General features: G+C 71.0%; 8 protein-coding genes and 1 pseudogene. 7 read left to right on the plus strand and 2 right to left on the minus strand.

What is annotated here, in order from left to right; translation table 11 throughout:
• The first annotated feature begins 12 nt into the window (after positions 1-12).
• The 6 genes from G6019_RS07475 to G6019_RS07500 all read left to right on the plus strand — a co-directional run bounded on the left by G6019_RS07475 (position 13) and on the right by G6019_RS07500 (position 7,007).
• Positions 13-1,578, plus strand: coding sequence for an AMP-binding protein (locus G6019_RS07475; protein WP_182627318.1), 1,566 nt, complete (start codon positions 13-15; stop codon positions 1,576-1,578).
• A gap of 145 nt (positions 1,579-1,723) precedes the next feature.
• Positions 1,724-2,509, plus strand: a complete 786-nt coding sequence (locus G6019_RS07480) for an electron transfer flavoprotein subunit beta/FixA family protein (protein ID WP_156607192.1) — start codon at positions 1,724-1,726, stop codon at positions 2,507-2,509.
• Between the two features lie 51 nt (positions 2,510-2,560).
• The gene (locus G6019_RS07485) at positions 2,561-3,511 is read left to right on the plus strand and encodes an electron transfer flavoprotein subunit alpha/FixB family protein (protein ID WP_107756704.1); all 951 of its coding nucleotides are present in this window, start codon (positions 2,561-2,563) and stop codon (positions 3,509-3,511) included.
• Between the two features lie 93 nt (positions 3,512-3,604).
• Entirely contained in the window at positions 3,605-4,801 is a 1,197-nt protein-coding gene (locus tag G6019_RS07490; RefSeq protein WP_182612819.1) for a cysteine desulfurase family protein, read from the plus strand.
• Positions 4,798-5,928, plus strand: coding sequence for a tRNA 2-thiouridine(34) synthase MnmA (gene mnmA / locus G6019_RS07495; RefSeq protein ID WP_182612818.1), 1,131 nt, complete (start codon positions 4,798-4,800; stop codon positions 5,926-5,928). Before G6019_RS07490 ends, mnmA begins: the two co-directional genes overlap by 4 nt.
• On the plus strand, positions 5,925-7,007 hold the full coding sequence (locus tag G6019_RS07500) for a cobalamin-independent methionine synthase (protein WP_182627320.1): 1,083 nt from the start codon (positions 5,925-5,927) through the stop codon (positions 7,005-7,007). The genes mnmA and G6019_RS07500 overlap by 4 nt, the downstream gene beginning before the upstream one ends.
• Here G6019_RS07500 and G6019_RS07505 read toward each other — a convergent pair.
• Positions 6,940-7,734, minus strand: a complete 795-nt coding sequence (locus G6019_RS07505) for an exonuclease domain-containing protein (protein ID WP_107756701.1) — start codon at positions 7,732-7,734, stop codon at positions 6,940-6,942. The two genes, G6019_RS07500 and G6019_RS07505, sit on opposite strands and share 68 nt — an antisense overlap.
• A gap of 59 nt (positions 7,735-7,793) precedes the next feature.
• Between G6019_RS07505 and ligA the strand changes: the two genes are divergently transcribed.
• Positions 7,794-9,953, plus strand: coding sequence for an NAD-dependent DNA ligase LigA (gene ligA, locus G6019_RS07510; RefSeq protein ID WP_182613451.1), 2,160 nt, complete (start codon positions 7,794-7,796; stop codon positions 9,951-9,953).
• A gap of 121 nt (positions 9,954-10,074) precedes the next feature.
• Here ligA and G6019_RS07515 read toward each other — a convergent pair.
• Positions 10,075-10,234: pseudogene (locus tag G6019_RS07515) on the minus strand (amino acid-binding protein); the annotation flags it as partial.

A 10,234-nucleotide genomic window follows, 5' to 3' on the forward strand; every position in this document is an offset into this window, starting at 1 on the left:
TAGGCCGCGCGCGTGTCCCCTGACGCGGCCGCTGTGGTGGACGGGCCCCGCCGGCAGAGCTACGCCGAGTTCGCCGACCGGGCCACACGCCTGGCCTCCCTACTGCGGATGCGCGGGGTCGCCAGGGGAGAGCGCGTCGGGGTCCTCGCCCCCAACTCCGCCGAGGCGCTCCTGGCGCAGTTCGCGGTCCCGCTCGCCGGCGGAGCGGTCGTGGCGCTCAACACCCGTCTCGCGCCGCCGGAGGTCTCCTACATCGTCGAGCACGCGGGGATCTCGGTGCTCATCGCCGACGCCGGACTCCTGGACGGGCTGGGGAACGAGATACCGGAGTCGATCAGCCTGATCCTGGTGACCCCCGACGCCGACGGCACCCAACCGGACCCCGCCCGCTTCGGCCCCCGCGCCGAGGCACTGGAGGAGAGCCTCGCGCTGGCCTCCCCGCAGCCGGTGTCGTGGACGGTGGAGGACGAGGACTCCGTCATCGCCGTCAACTACACCTCGGGGACCACGGGACGCCCGAAGGGCGTGATGTACACCCACCGTGGCGCCTACCTCAACGCGCTCGGAGAGATCATCACCCAGGGGCTCGACGCGGACTCCCGCTATCTGTGGACGCTCCCGATGTTCCACTGCAACGGCTGGTGCACCACGTGGGCCCTGACCGGCGCGATGGGCACCCATGTGTGCCTGCGCGCCGTCCGGGGCGAGGAGATCTGGAGACTGTTCGACGAGGAGGGGATCAACCGCCTCGCCGGCGCCCCGGCGGTGTTGAGCACGATCGCCGACGATCCGGCGGCCCGGCCGGTGGAGGGGATCCGCATGGTCACGGCCGGTGCGCCGCCCTCGCCCACGATCCTGCGACGGTTCGAGGACCTGGGCATCGACGTGACGCAGGTCTACGGGCTGACGGAGACCTACGGGCCGTTCACGGTGTGCACGCCCCAGCCCGGGTGGACGGAGCTGGACCCGGACGAGCGGGCCAGCCTGAAGTCCAGGCAGGGCGTGGCGATGATCCACGCCGAGACTGTCCGGGTGGTCGAGCGGACCAGCCCCGGGGAGAAGCACCTCGTGGACGTCCCCGCGGACGGTGTGACGATGGGGGAGGTCGTCATGACCGGCAACGGGGTGATGAAGGGGTACTTCGCCGACCCCGAGGCCACCGCCGCCGCGTTCGCCGGCGGGTGGTTCCACTCGGGCGATCTCGGGGTGATGCACCCGGACGGGTACGTCCAGCTGCTCGACCGGGCCAAGGACGTGGTGGTCTCCGGAGGCGAGAACATCTCGACGATCGAGGTCGAGCAGGCGATCGTGGCGCACCCCGACGTGGTCGACTGCGCCGTCGTCTCGATGCCCGACGAGAAGTGGGGAGAGCGCCCCAAGGCCTACGTCGTGGTCAGGCCCGGGTCCGGACTCGACGAGGACGGTGTGATCGACCACTGCCGGACGAGGATCGCCCGGTACAAGGTGCCGGGGGCGGTGGAGATCACCGAGGCCCTGCCACGGACCTCCACCGGCAAGGTCCGCAAGAACGAACTGCGCGACGCGGCGTGGGCGGGGTGGGATACGCGCATCAACTGAGACGCCCGCCCCTGCGCTACTGACGGCCCCGCTCCTGCGGTGAGGGCCCGGGTGGCGTTATTGTTGTCCCCAGGACCACAATCCGGTGCGCCCGGTCAGTTCGGAACGCACCCAGCCCCGACTCGCAGGAGGTCGACGCAGGCCCATGACGAACATCGTCGTACTGATCAAGCAGGTTCCGGACACCTACTCGGAGCGCAAGCTCTCGGATGGGGACTTCACCCTGGACCGCGAGGCCGCGGACGCGGTCCTCGACGAGATCAACGAGAAGGCCGTTGAGCAGGCACTCCAGATCAAGGAGGCCGAGGGGGGCGAGGTGACCGTCCTGACCGCCGGTCCCGACCGCGCCACCGAGGCGATCCGCAAGGCCCTGTCGATGGGCGCGGACAAGGCCGTCCACCTCAACGACGAGGCGCTCCACGGCTCGGACGTGGTCCAGACCGCGTGGGCCATCGCCAACGTGCTGGGCACCATCGAGGGCACCGAACTGGTCATCTGTGGCAACGAGGCCACCGACGGCCGCATGGGCAGTGTCCCGGCCATCATCGCCGAGTACCTGGGCCTGCCGCAGGTCACGCACATGCGCACCCTCGAGGTCTCCGGCGGGACGATCAAGGGCGAGCGCGAGACCGACGAGGGCGTCTTCGAGATCGAGGCGTCGCTGCCGTGCGTCGTGTCGGTCGGCGAGAAGATCAACGAGCCGCGGTTCCCCTCCTTCAAGGGCATCATGGCCGCCAAGAAGAAGCCGGTCGAGGTCCTGACGCTCGCCGACACCAACGTCGAGCCCGGCCAGGTGGGCAAGGACAACGCCGCGTCCACCGTGATCTCCTCCGTCCCCAAGCCGCCGCGCAGCGCCGGTGAGAAGTTCAACGACGAGGGCGAGGGCGGCAACGAGGTCGCCAAGTACCTCGTGGCGCAGAAGCTCATCTGATCGCGCTCACCCCGAACGACTCCCACCACAGTTTTCCAAGGAGAATCCACCATGGCTGAAGTCCTCGTCGCGGTCGAGCACGTCGACGGCGAACTCAAGAAGGTCACCCTCGAGCTGCTCACCGCCGCACGTGCGCTCGGCGAGCCGTCCGCCGTCGTGTTCGGTGAGACCGGCACCGCCGCGGCGCTCACCGACGCCCTGAAGGAGGCCGGCGCGGAGAAGATCTACGTGGCCGAGGGCGACGCGGTGCAGAACTACCTCGTCACCCCGAAGGTCGACGTCCTCGCCGGGCTCGCGGAGCAGGGCGCGGCGGCGATCGTCCTGGCCGCCACGTTCGAGGGCAAGGAGGTGGCGGGTCGGCTCGCCGCCCGCACCGGCTCCGGCACCCTCTGCGACGTCGTCGAGATCAAGTCCGACGGCTCCGCCGTCCACTCGATCTTCGGCGGCGCGTTCACGGTCGAGGCGACCGTCGCCGGCGACACGCCCATCTACACCCTGCGTCCGGGTGCCGTCGAGGCCGTGCCCAGCGCCGGTGCGGGTGAGGTCGTCGAGATCGACGTCCCCGAGCCCGAGAACGCCGCCAGGGTGATCTCCCGCAACCCGATCGTCGGCGGCGACCGTCCGGAACTCACCGAGGCCACCGTCGTCGTCGCGGGTGGCCGTGGCGTGGGGTCGGCCGAGAAGTTCGAAGAGGTCGTGGAGCCGTTGGCGGACTCGCTCAAGGGCGCGGTCGGTGCGTCGCGTGCCGCCGTCGACTCGGGGTACTACCCGGGTCAGTTCCAGGTCGGTCAGACGGGTAAGACCGTCTCGCCGCAGCTGTACATCGCCCTCGGCATCTCGGGCGCCATCCAGCACCGTGCCGGAATGCAGACGTCCAAGACGATCGTCGCCGTCAACAAGGACGAGGAGGCCCCGATCTTCGAGATCGCGGACTACGGCATCGTCGGCGACCTGTTCGCTGTCGCCCCGCAGCTCACCGAGGCCATCAACGCCCGTAAGTGAGGGCGGCGTCACGGCGTCGAACGGCATCCACCGGACCCCGGCACCCCTGCGGTGCCGGGGTCCGGTGCGTTCGGGCGTATTCTTGCCGACGTCATGCTCACGATCCGCACAGCGCACTATCTCGACCACGCCGCGACCACCCCGATGCGTCAGTCGGCTCTGGCCGCCTATGTCGAGGCCGCCGCGAGCGTCGGTAACGCCTCCTCTCTGCACGGAGCCGGCCGACATGCGCGGCGTCGGCTCGAGGAGGCCCGCGAATCACTGGCCGCCCACCTCGGCTGCAGGCCCTCCGAGGTCGTGTTCACCTCCGGGGGGACCGAGTCCGACAACCTCGCGGTACTGGGTCAGGCTGCCGCCTCGAGCGGCGACGTCGTGGCCGTCGGGGCGACCGAACACCACTCGGTTCTCGACTCCGCCGCGCACCTGGCCACCTCACGCGGCGGGGGTATGGACGTCCGTGTGCTGCCGGTGGATCGGTGCGGGGCCGTCGCGCCCGACTCGGTCCGCGGTGTGCTGGACGAGGTGGGGGAGCGCCTGGCCCTCGTCGCCGTCATGCTCGGCAACAACGAGATCGGCACCCTCAGCGACGTCGCCGGGGTGGCGGCCGTCGCCACCGCCGCCGGCGCGGCGGTCCACACCGATGCGGTACAGGCCGTCGGACACATCCCGGTCGACTTCGGCTCCCTCGGTGTGACGTCTCTGAGTCTGTCCGCCCACAAGTTCGGTGGCCCCCTCGGGGTCGGAGCGCTCATCATCGACCGCGGCGCCGCGTGTCTCCCGGTGGGCTTCGGCGGAGGCCAGGAGCGGGATCTCAGGTCCGGGTCGGTGGACGTCCCGGGGGTCGTCGCGATGGCCGCTGCCCTCGACGAGGCCGTCCGGGACATGGAGGCCGAGGCGATCCGCCTGGAACGCCTGCGGGACCGGTTGGTCGCGGGCGTCCTCGCCACGGTCCCGGACGCCGTGGCCAACGGAGGTGGGCAGAGGCTGCCGGGGATCGCCAATCTCACCTTCCCGGGCTGCTCCGGGGAATCCCTGATCCTGCTGCTCGATGCCGCGGGGATCGAGTGCTCCACCGGCTCGGCGTGTACGGCGGGGGTGGCCGAGCCCAGCCACGTGTTGCTCGCCCTGGGCGCGGGGGACGCGGCCGCGAGGAGCAGTCTCCGACTGAGTCTCGGCCACACCACGACCGAGGAGGACGTGGACGCGGCGATCGCCGCCCTGGCCCCTGCGGCCGAGAGGGCCCGCGTCGCGGGCCTCGGGTTGATCGGCACCGGGGTGACGACGTCGTGAGGGTCCTCGCCGCCATGAGCGGGGGAGTCGATTCCGCCGTCGCCGCCGCACGAGCCGTGGCCGCCGGTCACGAGGTGGTGGGTGTGCACCTCGCCCTGAGTGCGGACCCGGCGACGCTGCGGACCGGTTCCCGCGGCTGCTGTTCGCGTGAGGACGCGGGTGACGCACGCCGGGTGGCCGATCTGCTGGGCATCCCGTTCTACGTGTGGGACTTCGCGGAGCGGTTCAGGGCGGACGTGATCGACGACTTCGTCGAGTCGTACTCCCGCGGCGAGACCCCCAATCCGTGCCTGCGGTGCAACGAGCGGATCAAATTCGAGGCGCTCCTCGACCGGGGGATGGCCCTCGGGTTCGACGCGGTGGCCACCGGACACTATGCCCGCCTGTCCGTCGAGGAGACGGACTCGGGCGAGTCGCGCCCGGTCCTGCGCCGCGCGGTCGATCCCGGCAAGGACCAGTCCTATGTCCTCGGTGTGCTGACCCCTCGACAACTCGCGCACTCGATGTTCCCGCTGGGGGACTCCTTCAAGTCCGAGGTCCGGGCCGAGGCCGAGTCGTCCGGCCTGCCCGTGGCGTCCAAGCCCGACAGTCACGACATCTGCTTCATCCCCTCCGGTGACACCCGTGCCTTCCTCGGCGCGAGGATCGGGCTGCGTCCCGGCGCGGTGGTCGACGCCGACAGTGGCGACGAACTGGGCAGGCACGACGGTGTGTACGGGTTCACGATCGGGCAGCGCAAGGGACTCGGGTTGCCGGGGCCGGCGCCCGACGGCCGACCCAGATACGTGACGTCCATCGACGCGGATTCCGGGACGGTGACCGTCGGGGGGTCGGAGCACCTGCTGTCCCGGGCGATGACCGCGTCCTCGCCGTACTGGTTGGTGGACGAGAGTATCCGGGAGACCGCGTGCCACGTGCAGATCCGTGCGCACGGAGAGGCTACTCCGGGATACGTCAGACGGGTGGGGGACGGTCCGGACGCCCGGTTGGAGATCTCGCTCGACGAGCCCGTGCGCGGGGTCGCCGCCGGCCAGGCCGCCGTGCTCTACCGACCCGAGCCGGACGGCGACCGCGTTCTGGGAAGCGGCACGATCACCGCCTCCGTCCCGGTCGCGACCACTCCGTGACCACCATCGTGCCGGGATTCACCGGCCCGGGCCCCATGCGGGGAACGGATCCCCGGGAGGCCGCGAGGGTGGTGCTCGGTGAATGCCACCGGATGCCGTTCCTCCCGGAACTCGCCGACCGGGGGCTCGGAGCCGATCAGGTGGGCAGGACCCTGGCCATGCTCGCCGATCTCCCGGTCGACATCTCCACCCGGGGCTGGCGCCTCGCGGGCTCACCGGGGCGACCCGCCCGGACGGCCTCCGACCTGCTCGACCGTGACGTCGACGCGCTGGAGGAGGCCGACGAATCGGTGAGGGATCCCGAGGTCGACCGCGCCTCGGAGGACCGTCGCCTCGTGGTGCGGGTGCTGGGCCCCTGGTCGCTCGCCGCGCGGGTGGAACTGCCCGCCGGGTCCCCGGTCCTCACCGATCGCGGGGCCCGGAGGGATCTCGCCGAGGCACTAGCCGAAGGGGTGGCGGCGCGCGTCACCCGGCTGGCTGCACGCCTGGGCGCCGGTGTGAGGATCGTGCTCGACGAGCCGATGCTCTGGCACGTCGCGGCCGGTTCCGTCGCGGGACCGAGCCGATTCGACCCGATCCCGGCGGTGGCCGAGGACCGGCTGTCGCTGTCCCTCTGCCGGTTCGCCGACGTCCTCCGGCGCAACGGGGTGGCGGAGGTGATGCTCCGCGTCCAATCGGGTGGTGGGGACGAGGCGCCCGCCAGATGGGCCGCCATCACCCGTACCCCCGAGGGTGAGACCCCCCTCGACGGGCTCTGCGTGGCGGCCGACACACTCCACTCGGGTGGCTCCCATGCCGCTCTCGATGCCGCGGGGACGGTCCTCGACGGCGGGCGGATCCTCCAGCTCGAGGGACTGCCCGGGTCGACGAGGCCCCCGTCGTCCGGGCCGGAGGTGGAACATCGTGTCGCCGCGATCCTGGAGCTTCTCGAGCGTCTGAGCGCACCCCGGTACGCGGTTCTGCGACAGGTGGTCCTCACCCCGACCGTCGACGACATGGTCTCGCCACACCTCACCCCAGGGGAGGTACTGGGGTCTGTGCGTCGGGTGGCCGAGGCCGCGCCGCGCCTGGCCGAGTAGTCGGTCCCGGGTCGGCTGGTCCCGGGTCGGGCCGGTCGAGGGCGACCGGCCACTGCGTGGTGACATCCGAGGCGTCCTTGCCCGACTTCTCGAGGTAGGCGGCGAAATCCCGCTGTCGCGCCTCGTGCCACAGCGCCTGCTGTGCGTTGACCGCACGCCAGTCCGCACCGGCCAGGTCGGGGAGCGAGCCGAGAAGCTTCCACGCCAGGCGGGCCGCCGCGAGCGCGTCGGCACCGGCCTCATGTGCACCGTCCACCCTCACGCCGTGGTGCGCGCACAGGGCCCCGAGGGTGCGCTTGCCCCGCCGGTACGGGTCCACCGCGCGGTCGATGACGAACGGGTCGACCACCGGCCCGAGCACCTCGAACGACGGGTCCCACCTCTTGAGGATGGTGAGGTCGTACGCCGCGTTGAACACCACCAGGGTCCGTCCCTCCCGCCACCCCGTCCGGACGCCCGCGATGGTCTCGGCCACCACCTCCGCATGCGGACGTCCGTGGGTGCGGGCCCGTGCGGTCGTGATGCCGTGGACCGCCGTCGCGCCCTCCGGGATGTCGATCCCGGGATCGGCCAGCCAGGTGCGCTCCACCTTGCGGGGTCCGTCGATCGCGAGGAGGGCCGAGGTGACGACGTGCGCGGTCCGGGGATCCGGCCCGGTGGTCTCGAGGTCGAAGGCCAACAGCCGGTTCCGATCGGGTGGGGCGGCGGTCGTGATCTCCGGGTTCATGCGGTCACCGTAGGCCGTCGCCCCGACATCGCGGGCCCGCGTCGGATTACCCTGTGCTGGTGAGCCACGCCAGTCGAAGCACCGCGCCCCTCGGCACCGGGGACATCCCTCCTGAGGTTCGTCAGCAGTGGACCGAGCTCGCGGAGACGGTGAGGGACCACCAGTTCCGCTACTACGTCAGGGATGCCCCCATCGTCTCCGACGCCGAGTTCGACGCTCTGTTCCGCGAGTTGGAGGCGCTCGAGGAGCGTCACCCCGCCCTGCGGACCGCGGACTCGCCGACACAGCTCGTGGGCGGCGGGTTCTCCACCGACTTCGCGCCGGTGGAGCACCTGCAGCGGATGACGAGCCTGGACAACGTGTTCTCCGAAGAGGAGTTGCGCGCGTGGGTGGCGTCAGCCGTCGAACAGTCGCACCTCGCGGCGGACGACCTGCGTTTCCTGTGCGAGGTCAAGATCGACGGGGTGGCGCTCGACCTGGTCTACCGCGACGGCAGGCTGGTCAGTGCGGCCACCCGGGGCGACGGCCGGACCGGAGAGGACGTGACCCTCAACGCCCGGACGATCGACGACATCCCGGTCACGCTCACCCCGACTCAGGACCGCCCCGTCCCCGCCGTGCTCGAGGTGAGGGGCGAGGTGTTCTTCCGGCTCGAGGACTTCGCCGAACTCAACGCGCGGCTCGTCGCCGAGGGAAAGCCGCCGTTCGCCAATCCGCGCAACAGCGCCGCCGGGTCACTGCGCCAGAAGAACCCGGCGATCACCGCCCAGCGACGGCTCGGCATGTACTGCCACGGTCTCGGGGTGGTCGAGGGCGCGACCTTCGACAGCCTCCACGACGTCTATCTCGCGCTCGCGGACTGGGGCCTGCCCGTCTCGCCCTACACCGCCCCGGCGACCGGGATCGACGAGGTCCTCGAGCGGATGCGGTACTGGGGAGAGCACCGCGGCGACCCGGAGCACGAGATCGACGGCCTCGTCGTCAAGATCGACGACCGGGCGGTCCAGCGACGACTCGGTCAGACGTCACGGGCCCCGCGGTGGGCGATCGCCTACAAGTACCCACCAGAGGAGGTGATGACCGACCTGCTCGACATCCGCGTCTCCGTGGGCAGGACAGGGCGGGTCACCCCGTTCGCCCACATGAAACCTGTGCTGGTCGCCGGCTCCACGGTGTCACTCGCGACCCTGCACAACCAGACCGAGGTCAGGCGGAAAGGTGTGCTGATCGGCGACACCGTCGTGATCCGCAAGGCCGGCGACGTCATCCCCGAGGTGCTCGGACCGGTGGTGGAGCGCCGGGACGGCACCGAGCGGGAGTTCGTCTTCCCCGAGCGCTGCCCGGAGTGCGACACCGTCCTGGCACCGGCGAAGGAAGGCGACGCCGATTGGCGCTGCCCGAACCAGCGTTCCTGTCCGGCACAACTCCGTGAGCGACTGTTCTACCTGTCCTCGCGCAACGCCCTGGACATCGAGGCGCTCGGCTACGAGGGGGCCTCCGATCTGCTCACGAGCGGGGTGTTGGTCAACGAGGCGGGTCTGTTCGACCTCACCGAGGCCGACCTCCTCCGCACCTCCCTCTACACCCGCGTGGAGAAGGCGACCCGCAAGCAGGTCGAGGACGGCGCCGACCCCGAGCGCACCGTGCTCAACGAGAACGGCCGCAAATTGCTGGCCAATCTGGAGACGGCGAGGGACAGACCCCTGTGGCGGGTGCTGGTGGCACTGTCCATCCGCCATGTCGGGCCCACGGCCGCACGGGCGTTGGCCACACGGTTCGGTTCGATGGAGGCACTACGCGCCGCCACCGAGGAGGAGTTGGCTGAGACGGACGGCGTCGGGTCGACGATCGCTGCGTCGGTGGTCGAATGGTTCGACGTGGACTGGCACCGCGAGATCGTCGACCGGTGGGCTGCCTCCGGTGTGTCGATGGCCGATGAGCGGGACGAGTCGATCCCGCGCACCCTCGAGGGTCTGACCATCGTGGCCACGGGGTCCCTCGAGGGGTTCACCCGTGACGGGATCAAGGAGGCGATCATCGCCAGGGGCGGTAAGGCGTCCGGATCTGTGTCGAAGAAGACGGACTACGTCGTGGTGGGGGACAACCCGGGGTCCAAGGCGACCAAGGCCGAGGAGCTGGGGCTGACCATCCTCGACGAGGCCGGATTCGTGGAGCTGTTGGAGAACGGCCCGGCGCCGGCGGGCGACGGTGCGGGGTGACCATTCGGGTGCGCTGCGTGTCGGGACCTGACCGGCCGCGCAACCCTTCGGGGGCGTGGGCGAAGTGGCCGCGCAACCCTCGGGGACGCGGCGGGTGAACGAGGGCGGATGACGCCGGGGGTCACCCCGCGTTGAGAGACCGCAGGATCCCCGTGAGGTACCCGAGCCGGGCGATCTCGGACGGCCGGAACGACGGCCCGCCCGGTCGTCCGACGACGAGGACGTGACCGGAGGCCAGCGGCGCCGCGGCGACAGCGGTGTCCATCGCCGTCCACTCCTCC

It is taken from the genome of Dietzia sp. DQ12-76 (assembly GCF_014145045.1).
In the GTDB taxonomy this organism is placed as follows: domain Bacteria; phylum Actinomycetota; class Actinomycetes; order Mycobacteriales; family Mycobacteriaceae; genus Dietzia.

Coding starts and splice junctions, on each gene's coding strand:
- G6019_RS07480 (WP_156607192.1), top strand. CDS start 1,724: ATGACGAACATCGTCGTACTGATCAAGCAGGTTCCGGACACCTACTCG.
- G6019_RS07485 (WP_107756704.1), top strand. CDS start 2,561: ATGGCTGAAGTCCTCGTCGCGGTCGAGCACGTCGACGGCGAACTCAAG.
- G6019_RS07490 (WP_182612819.1), top strand. CDS start 3,605: ATGCTCACGATCCGCACAGCGCACTATCTCGACCACGCCGCGACCACC.
- G6019_RS07505 (WP_107756701.1), bottom strand. CDS start 7,734: ATGAACCCGGAGATCACGACCGCCGCCCCACCCGATCGGAACCGGCTG.